Consider the following 16,203-nt stretch of genomic DNA (forward strand, 5'->3'; position numbering starts at 1 on the left):
GCCCCAGTCTATTCCGAAGCCTGCTCCGCTTCGCGCGCGGCGGCGGCCGTGCGCGCGCCGGCCGCGGTCTTCTGCGCCTCCCGCACCCGTTTGCGCAGGTTCTTGTCGGTGATCTCCCGGTCGCCGACGGCGCCGGGCGTCCACAGCTCCACGTCCTCGTCGCCGTAGCTGGTCTTGGATGCCCGGCGGCGCACCTCGGGCGGGATGGCGCCCGGTGCGAGGCGACGGGCGGTGAGCAGGAAGCCGGTGTGGGCGACCATGCGGTGGTCGGGGCGGACGGCGAGGCCTTCGACGTGCCAGCCGCGGACCATGGTCTCCGAGGCATCCGGCTCGGTGAACAGCCCGGTGCCGCGGATGTACTCGGCGACTCGGGAGAGCTGGGTGGCGGTCGCGACGTAGCAGAGCACCACGCCGCCGGGCGCCAGGGCGTCCGCGACGGCGTCCATGCACTCCCACGGGGCGAGCATGTCCAGCACGACCCGGTCGACGGTGCCGGCGGGGAACTCGCCGGGCAGCGCCTCGGCGAGGTCGTCCACGACGACCCGCCAGCTGTCCGGGATGCCGCCGAAGAAGGTCTCCACATTCGCCTTGGCGACCTCGGCGAAGTCCTCGCGGCGCTCGAAGGAGACCAGCGTGCCGTCGCCGCCGACCGCGCGCAGCAGGGCCAGCGAGAGCGCCCCGGAGCCGACGCCGGCTTCGACGACGGTGGCGCCGGGGAAGAGGTCCGCCTGCATCACGATCTGCGCGGCGTCCTTCGGGTACACGATGGCCGCGCCGCGCGGCATCGACATCGCGAAGTCGCGCAGCAGCGGGCGCAGGGCGAGGTAGTCGTGCCCGGAGCTGTTCGTGACGACCGACCCGTCGGGCAGCCCGATGATGTCGGCGTGACGCAGCACGCCGTGGTGCGTGTGCAGCTCCCCGTCGGCGCGCAGGGTGATGGTGTGCAGACGACCCTTGGGTCCTGTCAGCTGCACGCGGTCGCCCTCGCGGAACGGGCCGCTGGGCCGACGCGCCGCGGTCATCGCGCGGCCTCCGAGGCGAGACGTCCCTCGCGGTGCAGCGCGACGATGTCATCGGTGGTGCGTCCGCTCAGCGTGGGCCACAGCGCGTGCGCGCCGGCGTCGTCGAGGGGCACGATGTGCGGCACGCCGAGGGTGACGGCACCGGATGCCAGGCCGGCGGCCAGGCCCGTGCGGGAGTCCTCGATCACGACGGCGTCGGCGATGTCGATGCCGAGCAGCTCGGCCGCCCGCAGGTACGGCTCGGGGTGCGGCTTGGGCTGGGAGACGTCGTCGCCGGCGACGATGTGGTCGAAGGCGTCGAAGTCGATCAGGCCGACGACGCCCTCGGCCATGCGGCGCAGCGACATGGTCACCAGCGCGGTCGGGATGCCGGCGGCGCGCAGGTCCGCGAGCAGTTCGCGCGCGCCAGGGCGGAACGGCACCCCCTGGGTGCGCAGGGCGTCGGTGACGCGGTCGGTCAGGTGCTGGACGATCGCCTCGGCCTCCATGTCGACGCCGGCGCGCTGCAGCACCGCGGCGCTGTCGAGCAGTCCGTTGCCGACGAGCTCGACGGCGTCCTGGTGCGTCCACGTGCCGCCGAAGGATTCCACCAGCTCGGTCTCGGCCACCATCCAGAACGGTTCGGTGTCGACGAGAGTTCCGTCCATGTCCCATAGGACGGCGCTGGGCCCTCCGGCATCGCTTCTGCTGTTCACCGGTCCATGCTATCCGGGCCGCCGCCCCGTCCCGGCCGGGGGCGACTAGCCTGGAGGGACATCGGTTCGAGGAAGGGACACGCGGAGTGGACGTACTCGGCTCGCGGATCATCGTGGCGGCGTTCGACGGCTGGAACGACGCCGGGGAGGCCGCCAGCGGCGCCATCGCGACGCTGCGCCGCGATGCGGACTACGAGCTCGTGCACTCCGCGGACCCGGAGCTGTACTTCGACTACCAGTACACCCGTCCCACCACGGCGATGGACGCCACGGGCCGCCGTCAGCTGCGCTGGCCGTCGGCGTCGCTGTGGCGCCCGGCGACCTCGGGAGAGGGACCGGAGCTGTGGCTGCTGACCGGCTCAGAGCCGGCCCGGGCGTGGCAGGCGTTCGCGGGCGAGTTCGTCGACGTCGCGCTGCGCGACGACGTGACCGGGTTCGTGACGCTCGGGGCGATGCTGTCCGACGTGCCGCACACCCGGCCGATCTCGGTGTTCGCCTCCAGTCAGAACGAAGCGGTGCGGGAGGCGCACGGCCTGGAGCGCTCCACGTACGAGGGCCCGGTCGGCATCCTCAGCGTGTTCGAGCACTTCGCCGAGACCGCCGGCATCCCCACGGCCAGCCTGTGGGCGAGCGTGCCGCACTACGTCGCGACCGCGGCGCCCTCTCCGAAGGCGACCCTCGCCCTGCTCGACCGGCTCGAGGAGCTCACCGGCATCGGCACCGACCGCGAGCATCTGCGCACCGAAGCGGCCGCCTGGGAGGCGTCGATCGATGCCGCCGCCGCCGAGGACGAGGAGATGACGGAATACATCCGGCAGCTGGAGCGCACGCGCGACGCGTGGGACTCCCCGGATGCGTCCGGCGACGCGATCGCGCAGGCGTTCGAGCGCTACCTGCGCCGCCGCAACGACGGCCCCGACCACAAGCGCTGAAGCGGACGCTGAGCCCGTCGAAGCGGACGCTGAGCCCGTCGAAGCGGACGCTGAGCCCGTCGAAGCGGACGCTGAGCCCGTCGAAGCGGACGCTGAGCCCGTCGAAGCGTCAGGGCTGCCGCGCCCCCGTCGCGAGCATGATCAGCAGCACGCCGCCGAGCAGGATGCGGTAGATCACGAACGGCAGGAAGCTGCGCCGGGAGATCCAGCGCATGAAGAACGCGATCACGCCGAGCGCGACGACGAAGGCGATGCCGGTGGCGGCGAGCGTCTCCCCCATGGTGAAGATCGAGGTCTCGCCCCAGTTCTTGAACAGCTGGTAGAAGCCGCTGCCGAACACGGCGGGGATCGCGAGCAGGAACGCGTAGCGGGCGGCGGCGGCGCGCTCGTAGCCCAGGAACAGCCCCATGGTGATCGTGCCTCCGGAGCGGGAGACGCCGGGGACGAGGGCGAGGGCCTGCGCGAAGCCGTAGGCGATGCCGTGCGGATAGGTGAGCTGGCTGAGGTTGCGGCGCTTGGCGCCGACGTAGTCGGCGATCCCGAGCAGGACGCCGAAGACGATGAGCATGATCGCCACGACCCACAGCGAGCGGAACACGGTCTCGATCTGGTCCTGGAAGAGCAGGCCGAGCACCACGATCGGGATGCTGCCGATGATGATCAGCCAGCCCATCCGGGCATCCGCGTCGGTGCGCGGCACGCGTCCGGTGAGCGAGCCGAACCAGCGCCCGATGATCCGGACGATGTCGCGCCAGAAGAACACCACCACGGCCGTCTCAGTGCCGATCTGCGTGATCGCCGTGAAGGCGGCACCCGGGTCGGTCGCCGACGGAAGGAACGATCCGAGGATGCGCAGGTGGGCGCTGGAGGAGATCGGGAGGAACTCGGTCAGTCCCTGGACGATGCCGAGGATGAGTGCTTCGAGCAGATGCATGCAGTGGCTTTCTTGATCGTGGGCGCGGCGCACACGCGCGGGCGGGTGAGCACGGGCGCGGCGGTCAGCAGGTGCGCAGCAGATCGGCCAGCACACGCTGGCCGAAGACAAGCGATTCTACGGGGACGCGCTCATCGACGCCGTGGAACATGCCCGTGAAGTCCAGGCCCGCCGGCAGCCGCAGGGGCGCGAAGCCGTATCCGGTTATCCCGATCGAGGCCAGCGCCTTGTTGTCGGTGCCGGCGCCGAGGAGATACGGGATGACCGGGACACCGGGGTCGTGACGGCCGAGCGCCGCGATCATGGCCTCCACCAGGTCGCCCTCGAACGGGGTCTCCATGCCGATGTCGCGGACGACGGTCTGGATCTCGATGTCGTCGCCGACGATGCGCTGCAGCTCGGCGAGCACGTCGTCCTCGGTGCCGGGGATGACGCGCACGTCGATCAACGCCTCCGCGGCCTCCGGGATGACGTTGTGCTTGTAGCCTGCGCTCAGGACCGTCGGGTTGGCGGTGGTGCGGAAGGTGGAGCGCAGGAACGCCTCGGCGGGGCCGGATGCCGCGGCGAGGACATCCGGATCGTCCACGGGGCGTCCGGTGAGCGCGCTCAGCCCGTCCAGCAGGGCGCGTGTGGTCGGGGTGAGGCGGACGGGCCAGCGCGTGCGTCCGATCGCCGCGACCGCCTCGGCGAGGCGGGTGACCGCATTCTCCTCGTGGAGGCGGCTGCCGTGCCCGGCGCGTCCCTTCGCGACCAGCCGGAGCCACATCAGGGCCTTCTCCCCCACCTGCAGCAGGTAGGCGCGCCGGTCGTCCACGGTGATGGAGTAGCCGCCCACCTCACTGATCGCCTCCGTGGCGCCGCGGAACCACTCCGGCCGGTTCCGCACCACCAGGGCCGAGCCCTCGACTCCCCCGTTCTCCTCGTCGGCGAAGAAGGCCAGGATGAGGTCGCGCTCCGGCTGCTCTCCGCCGCGGAGGATGTCCCCGACGGCGGCGAGGATCATCGCGTCCATGTTCTTCATGTCGACAGCGCCGCGCCCCCACAGCATCCCGTCGCGGATCTCGCCCGCGAACGGGTCGACACTCCAGTCCTCGGCGATCGCGGGGACGACGTCGAGGTGGCCGTGAACCACGAGCGCCGGGCGCTCCGGGTCGCGGCCGGGCACGCGCGCCATCACGTTCGTGCGCCGCGGGATCGGCTCGTAGTACTCGGGGGTCAGCCCGAGCCCCTCGAGCCGGGCGCCGACGTACTCGGCGGCTTCCCGTTCCCCGTTCGCCTTGCCGCCTCCCCAGTTCGACGTGTCGATGCGGATGAGGTCTCGGGCGATCTCGACGACCTCGGGACGTTCGGGCTCCGGCATGCTCCCAGGCTATCGAACCCGGATGCCACGCCCGGGCGCTGTGCCGGTTCGATCCGGGGTCCGGAACGTGCTAATCTCGTTCTTCGGTCGGCAACGACCTTTCATCACCTGCGCGGGTGGCGGAATAGGTAGACGCGCTAGCTTGAGGTGCTAGTGCCCGCATAGGGCGTGGGGGTTCAAGTCCCCCCTCGCGCACGAAATGTCCTGAGTCGCGACATCGTTTACGAACGAGTCGCGGCTCAGGACTTTTTTGTTGCTTGGGGTGTTGACGTGTGGTGCGGGGTTGGGGAGCCCCATGGCGAAGATGTGCAGCGGCACGACCGCGAGGATCGGCTCGAACAGCGGCGCGGCGAGCGGGATGCGCAGCACCTCGTCGGCATGCGGCAGCACGGCCGAGTCCCCCTGCTCCGCGATCGCGATGACGCGAGCGCCGCGGGCGCGGATCTCCTCGATGTTCGAGATGACCTTGGCGTGCATGGTGGCGGCGCCGCGCGGCGACGGCACGACGACGAAGACGGGCTGGCCGGGCTCGATGAGCGCGATCGGGCCGTGCTTCAGCTCGCCGGCGGCGAAGCCCTCGGCGTGGATGTAGGAGATCTCCTTGAGCTTGAGCGCGCCCTCGAGCGCGATCGGGAAGCCCACGTGACGGCCGGAAGAGCACCGACCGGGTGTCGGCCATCCAGTGCGCCAGCTGCTCGGTGCGCTCCTGCTCGTGCTCGAGGATCCACTGGATCTTCTCCGGGAGCGACTCCAGCTCGCGCACGGCCTCGGCGGACGCCTCGGGAGTGATGGATCCGCGGATCCGTCCGACGTGCAGGGCGAGGAGGTAGAGCGCGGTGATCTGAGCGACGAACGCCTTCGTCGACGCGACGGCGACCTCGGGACCGGCGTGCGTGTAGATGATGGCGTCGGACTCGCGCGGGATGGTGGCGCCCTGCGTGTTGCAGATCGACAGCGTCTTCGCGCCGAGGCGCGCGGCCTCCTTGACCGCCATGAGCGTGTCCATCGTCTCGCCCGACTGGCTGATCGAGACGACGAGCGTGTCTGGGCCGACGATCGGGTCGCGGTAGCGAACTCGTGCGCGAGCTCGACGTCGACCGGGATGCGCGCCCACTGCTCGATCGCGTACTTGCCGACCTGCCCGGCATACGACGCGGTGCCGCACGCGACCACGATGATCCGGTTGATCCCGGCGAACAGCTCGTCCATGCCGTCGAGCTCGGGGATCGCGACCTGGCCGTCCTTGACGCGACCGCGCACGGTGTTGGCGACGGCCTCGGGCTCCTCCGAGACCTCCTTCGCCATGAAGCTCGACCAGCCGCCCTTGTCGGCAGCGGCTGCGTCCCACATCACGTCGAACGGCGAGGTCTCGACCGCGTTGCCGTCGAAGTCTGTGACGTCGACCGTCTCGGGCGTGATCGCGACGATCTGGTCCTGGCCGATCGCGACGGCGCGGCGCGTGTGCTCGACGAACGCGGCGACGTCGGATCCGAGGAAGTTCTCGCCCTCGCCGAGCCCGATGACGAGCGGCGAGTTGCGGCGGGCGCCGACGACGAGCCCGGGGTGGTCCTTGTGCATCGCGAGCAGCGTGAACGCGCCCTCGAGGCGCTTGGCCACGGCGCGGAACGCGGCGATGAGGCGCGCCGGGTAGCCGCAGGCGACGAACCGGCAGCGCTGATCGCGGGCCTTCAGATGCCGTTTCAGGTCTGCGCCGGGCCGGTACCGATCCACCGCGAGCATCGCCCCGGTGAACGGGTCGGTGAGCACCCGGTCCCACCCGGAGGCCGCGCCGGCGAGCATCCGCGCGGTACGCAGATCGATCGGCGAGCGGCCGTTCAGCATCGCCGGCGGCAATCGGCCCCCGGTCCACACGCTCGACCCGACGCCCGCCGACACCGGTGCGCGGCCCGTGCCGGCGAGGAAGGCGCCGGCAGCCGCTCGGACGGCCGTGAGGTCGCAGCCCATCAGCGTCATCGCGGGGACGGTGATCTCCACCTGCGCGGTGATGCCTGCAAGCAGTCCCTCCGGGGTGTCGTGCCGGGCCGGGGTCCCGGTGAGCACGAGATCGGCGAGCAGATCCGCCCGCAACTGCCCCAGCGTCCGGTCATCGGAGGCGCGCAGCTCCCGCTCCGGATCCTCCCCAGCGGCGCGGGCGAGGTCGCGGGCGGCGCGGGCGTTCTCCGCCTTGACGGTCTGCGCCATGCGGGTGAGCCGGTCGAACATGCCGTGCACGAGCGCCGCCGGGCCGGACATCCCCAGTTCGGCGCACCCGTCCGCACCGTCCTTGACCCACACACCCCGCCGCGCCCGCTGCTCCCGATGCCGCTCCTCGATCGACCGCGGCTGGAACCGCTCGGCCAGGCGGGCTGCGATCTTCCGCAGCCGGTTCGGCGACTCGCGCTCCGCGACCTCCAACGCCAGCGCGGCGAACGCCGCCCGATCGCTCGCCTCCGTCAGCCCCGACCGCATCGGCGATCACCCGTGCGTGCCCGGCGTTGATCCGCCCCTCCCCCTGCGCTTCCCACACCGACGGGAACAGGGCCACCAGCGCCGAGGCATCCGACATCCGCCGCTGCACGGTCCGGTCGCTGACCCGCAGCAGCGCGCCCAGCTCCGCCGTCAGCGACCGGATCGACATGTCTCCGCCATCGGGGTGCTCCGCCTCCGCCGCGATCTCGACCGCGAGCTGCGCGCCCACCGCGAGGAACCCGTCGCGCATCGCCTGCAAGCGGGTCAGCACCCCCTCGATCTCGCCGACCGAGCACACCAGCCGCTCCAGCGCCGCGGCCTTGTCGGCACTGACCTCCAGCAGCTCTTTGTTCATATCTCCACTACACCACGGGCCACCGACATTGGCACTTCCGTTCGAGATTCGGCACGATGGGCGCGGCCATGACGGAATCGACGATGGTCGGCAGCCCCGCGGCCGCGGCGGAACGGGGCGCCACATCCCGGCTCCCGGCCCGCACCCGCTCCGGCCGACCTAGACTCGGCAGGTGCGGACGAGCGAGCAGCAGCAGGTGCCGGAGGACCTGGTCGCGCAGGCGGCCGATGTCCTCCGCGGTCGCAGGATCGCCGTGCTCACGGGCGCCGGCATCTCCACCGACTCCGGCATCCCCGCCTACCGCGGCGCCGGGGCGCGGACGCGCGGGACCCCGATGACGATCCAGACGTACCTGGCCGACGAGTCCGCCCGCCGCCGCTATTGGGTGGGCGGGCACCTCGGCTGGCGGGCGTTCACCTCCACGGAGCCCAACGGCGGCCATCTGGCGCTCGCTGCGATGGAACGCGCCGGCGCGGTCACCGGCGTCGTCACCCAGAACGTGGACGGGCTGCACCTGCGCGCCGGGAGCACCCGCGTCGTGGAGATCCACGGAACGATGCGGAGGGTGCTCTGCCTGGACTGCGGTCAGGTTTTCGACCGTCGCGACGTCGCCGCCCGCCTGGAGGAGCTCAACCCGTGGATCACCGTCCCGGAGAGCATCGTCCTCAATCCGGACGGCGACGTCTCCCCCGAGAGCACGGCGGGGTTCGTGATCCCGCCGTGCACGGTGTGCGGCGGGATGCTGAAACCGGACGTGGTGTTCTTCGGCGAGTACGTCCCGGCCGACCGCTTCCGCGCCACCGAATCGCTGCTGCGGGGCTCCGACGCGCTGCTCGTGGCCGGCACCTCGCTCGCGGTGAACTCCGGCGTGCGCGTGATCGAGCGGGCGCGCCGGCGCGGCATCCCCCTGGTCATCGTGAATCGCGAGCCGACGCGGGCGGACGCCTGGGCGGACGTCGTCGTGCCGGGCGGCACCACCGAGGTGCTCGGCGGCCTGGCCCGGATGCTCGGCGCGGGGGCTCTCAGGCCGCTCACGTAGTCTCGAGGGGTGACCCTTCTCACCCTCGTCCGCCACGGTCAGACCGACTGGAACCTCGCGCGCCGCATCCAGGGCTCGACCGACATCCCGCTGAACGACACCGGGCGTGCCGATGCGCACGCCGCCGCGGCAGTGCTCGCAGAGCTGCGGCCGGACGCCATCTACACCAGCCCGCTGGTGCGCGCGCGGGAGACCGCGCAGATCATCGCAGGCGAGCTGGGGCTGCCCGAACCCGGGGTGACCCGGGGGCTGCGGGAGCGCGAGTTCGGCGACGGCGAGGGGATGCTGGTCGCCGACTACCTCGCCCGGTACGGCGACTGGCACGCCGAGGTTCCCGGTGCGGAGACGATGGCACAGGTGCGCGACCGCGCCCTGGACTCGCTCGAGCGCATCGTGCGCGCATCACGTCGGCGTTCCGCACCCCGGGCCGAGTCCATCGTCGTGGTGAGCCACGGCGGCGTCATTCGCGCCCTCCTCCAGCACGTGTCGGGCGGAACGCTGCCCCGAGAGGGCGACGTGCTGCGCAACGGCTCGGTGCACCGCTTCCTCGCGGAGCGCGGAACGCTGCGCCTGCTCGACGAGGTGCCGGTGCAGGTCGTCGCCGCGGGGGACACCGCCGTCGTCACGGCGGAGACCGTCGAAGCCTGACGCGCGCAGGGCGACCCGGAGGTGAGAGGCGGCACGAACCGGGCTCACGCGCGGGCCAGCAGCGATCGAGCGTGCCGCAGCACCGGCTCGTCGATCATGCGGCCCTGGAAGCGGAACACGCCCCGCTCCCCCTCGGCGGCGGCGAGCACGGCGCGCGCCCACGCCAGCGTGTCCTCGTCGGGCCGGTAGGCGGCGCGGATGATCGGCACCTGCCGCGGGTGGATGCACGCGGTCGCCCGGAAGCCGGATGCCACGGCATCCGCCGCCTCGGCGGCCAGCCCGTCCTCGTCGTCGATGTCCAGGTGCACGGCGTCGATGGCGGCCTTGCCGTGAGCCCCGGCGGCGAGCAGCACCTGGGCGCGGGCGACACGCGCCACGTCGCGGTAGCGTCCGTCCGCGAAGCGACTGGCGGTGCCGCCGAGAGAGGCGACCAGGTCCTCCGCGCCCCACATCAGCCCGGCGACCCGCGGATGCGCGGCGATGGCATCGGCCGCGCGCACTCCTCGCGCGGTCTCGCACAGCGCGAGCACGCGATAGTCCTCCCCGAAGACGTCGAGCGCCCCGGCATCCTCCGTCTTCGCGGTCATCACCGTCCGGAACGGGGTGCGTGCGACCGCCGCGAGGTCGGCGTCGAAATCCGCCGAGCCGGCCGGGTTCACCCGCACGATCACGCGGGTCGGGTCCAGGTCGGCCGCGACGATGCTCTCGCGGGCGCTCGCCTTCGCGCCGGGCAGCACCGCATCCTCCAGATCGAGGATGACGGCATCTGCCTTCGCCAGCGCTCCGGCGAAGCGCTCCGGACGGTCGGCGGGGCAGAACAGCAGCGCGGGACCGAGATCGAAGGACATTCATTCCCCTTCCGGCATGCAGCGCACGAGGACGGTGCGGGTCGCGGTGGCGACCACCGTGCCATCCTGATTGCGCCCGGTGTGCGCGATCGTGCAGATCCCCTGCCCCGGGCGTGAGGACGACAGCCGCTTCTCGGTGATGACGCTCTCGGTGTACAGCGTGTCGCCGGGGAACAGCGGATGCGGGAACGCGATGTCCCCCAGCCCCAGCTGCGCGACCAGGGTGCCCTGGGTCAGCTGCGCCACCGACGAGCCCACCATCGTCGACAGCGTCCACATCGAGTTCATCAGGCGCTGCCCGAACGGCTGCTGCGTCTCGGCGAACGCGGCGTCCAGGTGCAGCGCCTGCGTGTTCATCGTGAGCGTGGTGAACAGCACGTTGTCGGCCTCGGTCGCGGTGCGGCCCGGCCGGTGCAGGTACCGGGCGCCGACCTCGAACTCCTCGTAGTACAGCCCGCGCTGGACGATGTCGGTCATGGCGCCACGCTACCCCGCGAGTCCCAGCGCCCGCGCGATCACGAGCAGCTGCACCTCGGTGGTGCCCTCGCCGATCTCGAGGATCTTCGAGTCGCGGTAGTGTCGCGCCACCGGATACTCGTTCATGAAGCCGTTGCCGCCGAAGATCTGCGTGGCGTCGCGGGCGTTGTCCATCGCCGCCGCGCCGGAGACGAGCTTCGCGATCGCCGCCGCCTCGGCGAACGGTCTGCCGGCGTCCCGCAGCCGGGCCGCATGGTGCCAGGCCAGCCGCGCGGTGTGCACGCGCGCCCGCATCCGGGCCAGCGTGAACTGCGCGTTCTGCCGGGTGCTCAGCGCCGCCCCGAACACGGTCCGCTTCTGCGCGTAGTCGACCGCGGCCTCCAGGCATCCCTCCGCCGCTCCGGTCGCGAGAGCGGCGATCGCGATGCGGCCCTCGTCGAGGATGCTGAGGAAGTTGCGGAAGCCGGCGCCGCGCTCCCCGAGCAGGTTGCCGGCGGGAACCCGCGCGCCCTGCAGGGTGAGCGGATGCGTGTCGGATGCCCGCCAGCCGACCTTGTCGTATCCGGGCTCGACGGTGAACCCGGGCGTGCCGTTCGGCACGATGATCGTGGAGATCTCCTTGCGCCCGTCGGGGGTCTGATCCGTGACGGCGGTGACCGTGACGAAGCGCGTGATCGGCGTCCCGGAGTTCGTGATGAACTGCTTGCTGCCGTCGATCACCCACTCGTCGCCTTCCAGGCGGGCCGTGGTGCGGGTGGCTCCGGCGTCGCTGCCGGCCTCGGGCTCGGTGAGGCCGAAGCCGGCCAGCGCCTCGCCGGCGAGCAGCGCCGGGAGGTGCTCCTGCTTGTGCTGCTCCGATCCGAACCGGTACACCGGCATCGCCCCGAGGCTGACCGCCGCCTCCAGCGTGATCGCGATGGACTGGTCGACCCGGGCGAGCGCCTCGATCGCGATCCCGAGGGCGAGGTAGTCGCCGCCCTGTCCGCCGTACTCCTCGGAGAACGGCAGGCCGAACAGGCCCAGCTCCCCCATCTGCCGCACCACCTCCATGTTCAGGGTGTGGCTGCGGTCCGCCTCGTACGCCTGCGGGGCGACCACCTGTTCGGCGAAGTCGCGCACCATCGCCGCGAGCTCGCGCTCCTCGTCGTTGAGGTCCTCGGTCATGCTGTCTCCTCCTCGCTCACGCGGGCGACGGGTTGGTCGCGCCGCACCTGGTCGCCGAGCGCGACCAGGAGGTGCACCGTGCCGTCGTGCGGCGCGAGCACCGGATGCTCCATCTTCATCGCCTCGATCGAGACGAGCGGGTCGCCGGCGCGCACCCGCGCACCGTCCGGCACGTGCACGGCGACGACGCTGCCGGGCATGGGCGCACGGCCCTCCGGCTGGCGCGGCCCGGTGGCCGGCAGTCGCTCGGCGAGCCGCCGCTCCATGCGGGCACGCCGGCTCAGCGCCCGCAGCCGCACGGTCCTGCCCTCCTCCGCGACCCAGACCGCACCGTCCTCGTCGACGGCCGCCGGCAGCGCCGGCGTCCCGCTTCCCGCATTCGGCGCCTCGAGGGTCTCGTCGTCGTCGGTGAGGAAGGCGACGGCCGGCTCCGGCGCACGCTCGCCGAGGCGCCAGCCGCGCAGCTCGCGCCACAGCGGGCTCGCCCCCGACGGCCCCGCCCCCGACGGCCCCGCCCCCGATGGCCCCGCCGAGTCCGCGGCGGCGCCCGCCCCGGCGGCGGATCGGGCGACGGATGCCGCGGCGGCCAGCATCCGCTCGCCCGGCGCACCCGTGCGGAACGGCAGGAGCGTCTCGATGAGGCCGGTGTCCAGATCGCCGGCGCGCACCCGCTCGTCCTGGCAGAGCGCGCGCAGGAAGGCGATGTTCGTCTCCACCCCGAGCACGACGGTGTCGGCGAGGGCGGCGTCCAGCCGGCGCAGCGCCGTCTCGCGGTCGGGGCCGGTGGCGACGACCTTCGCGATCATCGGGTCGTAGAACCCGGTCACCGCCGAACCGGTCTCGATCGCGGCATCCACGCGCACCCCGGCCGGCGCGTCGAAGAGCAGCACGGTGCCCGTCTGCGGCAGGAAACCGCGCTCCGGCGACTCCGCGTACACGCGCGCCTCGATCGCGTGACTGCGCACCGGCGGCGCCTCGGGCAGCGCCTCCCCCGCCGCGACCTGCAGCTGCAGCGCGACGAGGTCGAGGCCGGTGACCTCCTCGGTGACCGGGTGCTCCACCTGCAGCCGGGTGTTCATCTCGATGAAGAACACCTCGTCCACGGCATCCGCATCCACGAGGAACTCGACCGTGCCGGCACCCACGTAGTGCACGCTCTCGGCGGCGCGCACGGCGGCCTCGAACAGGCGCTGCCGCACGGGGTCGGGCAGGTTGGCGGCCGGCGCCTCCTCGATCACCTTCTGGTGCCGGCGCTGCAGGGTGCACTCCCGCTCCCCCAGCGCCCGCACGGTGCCGTACCGGTCCCCGAACACCTGCACCTCGATGTGCCGCGGGCGCCGGATCAGCCGCTCCAGCACCAGGGTGTCGTCGCCGAACGCGGCCGCGGCGACGCGCCGCGCGGAGGCCAGGGCCGCGGCGAGCCCGTCGCCGTCGCGGACGATCTCCATACCCTTGCCCCCGCCTCCGGCGCTGGGCTTGACGAGCAGCGGGTAGCCGACCTCGGCCGCCCGCCGCCGGATCTCCTCCTCGCCCATGCCCGCGGCGCTGAAGCCTGGCACCACCGGGACGCCGTGCCGCGCCACGTGGTCGCGCGCCCTCGCCTTGTCCCCCATGACCTCGAGGGCCTCGGCATCCGGTCCGATGAAGACGACGCCCGCCTGGGCGCACGCGGAGGCCAGCGCCACGCTCTCGGACAGGAAGCCGTATCCGGGGTGGACGGCGTCGGCCCCCGTGCGCCGCGCCGCATCCACGATCGCGTCGACCCGCAGGTACGAGTCGGATGCCGCGGGGCCGCCGATCCGCACCGCCGCATCCGCCTCGCGCACGTGCGGGGCATCGGCGTCGGCGTCGCTGTACACGGCCACGCTGCGGATGCCGAGACGGCGCAGCGTCCGGATCACGCGGCGGGCGATCTCGCCCCGGTTGGCGACGAGCACGGTCTGGAACATCACGGCCTCACATCCGGAAGACGCCGAAGCGCGGCGCTTCGACGGGCTCGGCACCCCGTAGCGGGCTGCGGGAGACGACGTCGAGGGCGAGGCCGAGCAGGTCCCGGGTGCGGTCGGGGTCGACGATGCCGTCGTCCCAGAGCCTCGCGGTCGCGTAGTACGGTTCGCCCTGCTCCTCGTACTGGGCGCGGATCGGGTCCTCGAAGGCGGCGCGCTCCTCTGCCGTCCACGACTCGCCGCGGGCGGTGAGCTGGTCCTCCTTCACGGTGGCGAGGACGGATGCCGCCTGCGCGCCGCCCATCACCGAGATGCGGCTGGCCGGCCAGCTCCACAGGAACCGCGGCGAGTACGCCCGCCCGCACATGGAGTAGTTGCCCGCGCCGAACGAGCCGCCGATGATCACGGTGAGCTTGGGCACCCGCGTGGTGGCCACCGCGGTGACCATCTTCGCGCCGTCCTTGGCGATGCCGCCCGCCTCGGCATCCGTGCCCACCATGAAGCCGGTGATGTTCTGCAGGAACAGCAGCGGGATGCCGCGCTGATCGCACAGCTCGATGAAGTGCGCGCCTTTGAGGGCGGATTCGCTGAACAGCACGCCGTTGTTGGCGATGATGCCGACCGGATGCCCGTGCAGCCGGGCGAACGCGGTGACCAGCGTGGTCCCGTACTCGGCCTTGAACTCGCGGACCGATTCGGCGTCGACGAGCCGGGCGATCACCTCGCGCACGTCGTAGGCGGCGTTGACGTCGACCGGCACCACGTCGTACAGGCTCCCCTGCACGGCCGGCGGACGGGACGGCTGCACCTCCCACGCCGGCGCCGCGGGCGGCGGCAGGGTCGCCACGATGTCGCGCAGGATCTCCAGGGCGTGCTCGTCGTCCTCGGCCAGGTGGTCGACGACGCCGGAGCGCCGGGCGTGCAGTTCGCCGCCGCCCAGCTCCTCGGCGCTGACCACCTCGCCGATCGCCGCCTTCACCAGCGGCGGGCCGCCCAGGAAGATCGTGCCCTGGCCTCGGACGATGACCGTCTCGTCGCTCATCGCCGGCACGTATGCACCCCCGGCGGTGCATGACCCCAGCACGGCGGCGAGCTGCGGGACGCCGGCGGCCGACATCCGCGCCTGGTTGAAGAAGATGCGCCCGAAGTGGTCGCGGTCGGGGAACACCTCGTCCTGCTTGGGCAGGAACGCCCCGCCGGAGTCGACGAGGTAGAGGCACGGGAGCCGGTTCTCCAGGGCGATCTCCTGGGCGCGGAGGTGCTTCTTCACGGTGAGCGGGAAGTAGGTGCCGCCCTTGACCGTGGGGTCGTTGCACACCACCATGACGTGCCGGCCGTGCACCAGGCCGATCCCGGCGATCACGCCCGCGCCGGGGGCCTCGCCGCCGTACAGACCGTGCGCGGCGAGCGGAGCGACCTCCAGGAACGGGCTGCCCTCGTCGAGCAGACGGGTGACGCGATCGCGCGGCAGCAGCTTGCCGCGTGCGACGTGGCGCTCGCGGGAGGCCTCGGGTCCGCCGCGGGCGGCTTCGGCGAGGCGTTCGTGCAGCTGCGCGGCGAGCTCCTGCTGGGTGAACGGCATCGTGCGTCCTCTTCGACGTGTGCGACCTTCTGCTGCGGATCCGGGTTGTGGCGCCGATCCGCGGTTTCGGTTAGTGTTCACTAACCCGATGATTCAGGTTAGCGAGGATTAACCGAGATGACAAGCACGGCGACCTCCCGCGATCGCGCGAAGGCCGAGCGCACCGACGCGATCCTGGCCGCGGCCGCGCGCCTGTTCGCCGAGCGGGGCTACTCGGGCGTGAGCCTGGAGGAGATCGGCGCCGCCGTCGGCGTGTCCGGCCCCGCCGTGTACCGCCACTTCACCGGGAAGCAGGCTCTCCTCGGCGCCGTGCTGGTGGGCGTCTCGGCGCGGCTGACGGAGGGCGGCGCCGCCGTCGCCGCCCGGGCCGAGCAGGCGGACGCCCGGATGCGCGCGCTGATCGCCTTCCACGTGGACTTCGCCCTCGGCAACGCCGACGTCATCCGGGTGCAGGACCGTGACCTGGTGCACCTCGCCGACGACGACCGCACCGAGGTGCGCCGTCTGCAGCGCGCGTACATCGATCTCTGGATCGACGCGCTCGCCGCGCTCCGGGAGGGCAGCCGGGACGAGCTGCGGCTGCGGGTGCAGGCGTGCTTCGGCCTGATCAACTCCACCCCGCACAGCACCCGCTCGGCCTCCCGCTCGCAGGCGCGGACCGCCGAGCTGCTGGCCGTGATGGCGGATGCGGCGCTGCGCGCGGACGTCTGAGCCCGCGCGCAGCGCCGCATC

Annotated in this window: 14 protein-coding genes, 1 tRNA gene and 1 pseudogene; 5 read left to right on the forward strand and 11 right to left on the reverse strand. The window is 72.4% G+C overall.

The window, feature by feature from the left end; all coding sequences use genetic code 11:
- Positions 1 to 8: 8 nt before the first annotated feature.
- Together JRG78_RS06880 and JRG78_RS06885 are read right to left on the reverse strand one after the other, a co-directional pair.
- Complete coding sequence (locus JRG78_RS06880) at positions 9 to 1,022, reverse strand: tRNA (adenine-N1)-methyltransferase (RefSeq protein ID WP_259605991.1); 1,014 nt, start codon at positions 1,020 to 1,022, stop codon at positions 9 to 11.
- Entirely contained in the window at positions 1,019 to 1,717 is a 699-nt protein-coding gene (locus JRG78_RS06885) for an HAD family hydrolase (RefSeq protein ID WP_259605992.1), read from the reverse strand. The genes JRG78_RS06880 and JRG78_RS06885 overlap by 4 nt, the downstream gene beginning before the upstream one ends.
- Before the next feature lie 86 nt (positions 1,718 to 1,803).
- Between JRG78_RS06885 and JRG78_RS06890 the strand changes: the two genes are divergently transcribed.
- Entirely contained in the window at positions 1,804 to 2,649 is an 846-nt protein-coding gene (locus tag JRG78_RS06890; RefSeq protein WP_259605993.1) for a PAC2 family protein, read from the forward strand.
- Between the two features lie 109 nt (positions 2,650 to 2,758).
- Here the strand turns inward: JRG78_RS06890 and JRG78_RS06895 are convergent, their stop codons facing one another.
- Positions 2,759 to 3,583, reverse strand: a complete 825-nt coding sequence (locus JRG78_RS06895) for an undecaprenyl-diphosphate phosphatase (RefSeq protein ID WP_259605994.1) — start codon at positions 3,581 to 3,583, stop codon at positions 2,759 to 2,761.
- A 64-nt stretch (positions 3,584 to 3,647) separates the two neighbouring features.
- Complete coding sequence (locus JRG78_RS06900) at positions 3,648 to 4,943, reverse strand: M20/M25/M40 family metallo-hydrolase (RefSeq protein WP_259605995.1); 1,296 nt, start codon at positions 4,941 to 4,943, stop codon at positions 3,648 to 3,650.
- 110 nt (positions 4,944 to 5,053) lie between these two features.
- On the opposite strand from JRG78_RS06900, the gene JRG78_RS06905 reads away from it, so the two are divergent.
- A tRNA-Leu gene (locus JRG78_RS06905) sits at positions 5,054 to 5,138 on the forward strand.
- A gap of 93 nt (positions 5,139 to 5,231) precedes the next feature.
- Here JRG78_RS06905 and glmS read toward each other — a convergent pair.
- Positions 5,232 to 6,581, reverse strand: a pseudogene (gene glmS, locus JRG78_RS06910) (glutamine--fructose-6-phosphate transaminase (isomerizing)); the annotation flags it as partial.
- Positions 6,582 to 7,047: 466 nt separating this feature from the next.
- Complete coding sequence (locus JRG78_RS12710; protein WP_442927192.1) at positions 7,048 to 7,893, reverse strand: DUF222 domain-containing protein; 846 nt, start codon at positions 7,891 to 7,893, stop codon at positions 7,048 to 7,050.
- A gap of 46 nt (positions 7,894 to 7,939) precedes the next feature.
- Here JRG78_RS12710 and JRG78_RS06915 point away from each other — a divergent pair, with 46 nt between their 5' ends.
- Together JRG78_RS06915 and JRG78_RS06920 are read left to right on the forward strand one after the other, a co-directional pair.
- Positions 7,940 to 8,806, forward strand: a complete 867-nt coding sequence (locus JRG78_RS06915; protein ID WP_272653225.1) for a Sir2 family NAD-dependent protein deacetylase — start codon at positions 7,940 to 7,942, stop codon at positions 8,804 to 8,806.
- 9 nt (positions 8,807 to 8,815) lie between these two features.
- A complete protein-coding gene (locus JRG78_RS06920) occupies positions 8,816 to 9,454 on the forward strand; it encodes a histidine phosphatase family protein (protein WP_272653226.1) in 639 nt (212 codons plus the stop codon).
- 44 nt (positions 9,455 to 9,498) lie between these two features.
- On the opposite strand, the gene JRG78_RS06925 is transcribed toward JRG78_RS06920, so the two are convergent.
- Genes JRG78_RS06925 through JRG78_RS06945 form a run of 5 tightly spaced genes read right to left on the reverse strand, consistent with a single transcriptional unit; the run spans position 9,499 to position 15,471 of the window.
- Complete coding sequence (locus JRG78_RS06925; protein WP_272653227.1) at positions 9,499 to 10,302, reverse strand: HpcH/HpaI aldolase/citrate lyase family protein; 804 nt, start codon at positions 10,300 to 10,302, stop codon at positions 9,499 to 9,501.
- Positions 10,303 to 10,779: a MaoC family dehydratase gene (locus JRG78_RS06930; protein WP_259606006.1), complete on the reverse strand. Its 477-nt coding sequence runs from the start codon at positions 10,777 to 10,779 to the stop codon at positions 10,303 to 10,305.
- 9 nt (positions 10,780 to 10,788) lie between these two features.
- Positions 10,789 to 11,943: an acyl-CoA dehydrogenase family protein gene (locus JRG78_RS06935; protein ID WP_272653228.1), complete on the reverse strand. Its 1,155-nt coding sequence runs from the start codon at positions 11,941 to 11,943 to the stop codon at positions 10,789 to 10,791.
- Positions 11,940 to 13,892, reverse strand: a complete 1,953-nt coding sequence (locus JRG78_RS06940; RefSeq protein WP_272653800.1) for an acetyl/propionyl/methylcrotonyl-CoA carboxylase subunit alpha — start codon at positions 13,890 to 13,892, stop codon at positions 11,940 to 11,942. Before JRG78_RS06940 ends, JRG78_RS06935 begins: the two co-directional genes overlap by 4 nt.
- A 7-nt stretch (positions 13,893 to 13,899) precedes the next feature.
- Positions 13,900 to 15,471 (reverse strand): carboxyl transferase domain-containing protein, encoded by a 1,572-nt coding sequence (locus JRG78_RS06945; RefSeq protein WP_272653229.1) that lies wholly within the window; start codon positions 15,469 to 15,471, stop codon positions 13,900 to 13,902.
- A 117-nt stretch (positions 15,472 to 15,588) separates the two neighbouring features.
- On the opposite strand from JRG78_RS06945, the gene JRG78_RS06950 reads away from it, so the two are divergent.
- Positions 15,589 to 16,182, forward strand: a complete 594-nt coding sequence (locus JRG78_RS06950; protein WP_272653230.1) for a TetR/AcrR family transcriptional regulator — start codon at positions 15,589 to 15,591, stop codon at positions 16,180 to 16,182.
- Positions 16,183 to 16,203: the final 21 nt, after the last annotated feature.

The organism is Microbacterium sp. EF45047 (assembly GCF_028472845.1).
GTDB lineage: Bacteria > Actinomycetota > Actinomycetes > Actinomycetales > Microbacteriaceae > Microbacterium > Microbacterium neungamense.

Coding starts and splice junctions, on each gene's coding strand:
- JRG78_RS06880 (WP_259605991.1), bottom strand. CDS start 1,022: ATGACCGCGGCGCGTCGGCCCAGCGGCCCGTTCCGCGAGGGCGACCGC.
- JRG78_RS06940 (WP_272653800.1), bottom strand. CDS start 13,892: ATGTTCCAGACCGTGCTCGTCGCCAACCGGGGCGAGATCGCCCGCCGC.
- JRG78_RS06930 (WP_259606006.1), bottom strand. CDS start 10,779: ATGACCGACATCGTCCAGCGCGGGCTGTACTACGAGGAGTTCGAGGTC.
- JRG78_RS12710 (WP_442927192.1), bottom strand. CDS start 7,893: ATGTGGCGCCCCGTTCCGCCGCGGCCGCGGGGCTGCCGACCATCGTCG.
- JRG78_RS06945 (WP_272653229.1), bottom strand. CDS start 15,471: ATGCCGTTCACCCAGCAGGAGCTCGCCGCGCAGCTGCACGAACGCCTC.
- JRG78_RS06935 (WP_272653228.1), bottom strand. CDS start 11,943: ATGACCGAGGACCTCAACGACGAGGAGCGCGAGCTCGCGGCGATGGTG.
- JRG78_RS06895 (WP_259605994.1), bottom strand. CDS start 3,583: ATGCATCTGCTCGAAGCACTCATCCTCGGCATCGTCCAGGGACTGACC.
- JRG78_RS06950 (WP_272653230.1), top strand. CDS start 15,589: ATGACAAGCACGGCGACCTCCCGCGATCGCGCGAAGGCCGAGCGCACC.
- JRG78_RS06900 (WP_259605995.1), bottom strand. CDS start 4,943: ATGCCGGAGCCCGAACGTCCCGAGGTCGTCGAGATCGCCCGAGACCTC.
- JRG78_RS06925 (WP_272653227.1), bottom strand. CDS start 10,302: ATGTCCTTCGATCTCGGTCCCGCGCTGCTGTTCTGCCCCGCCGACCGT.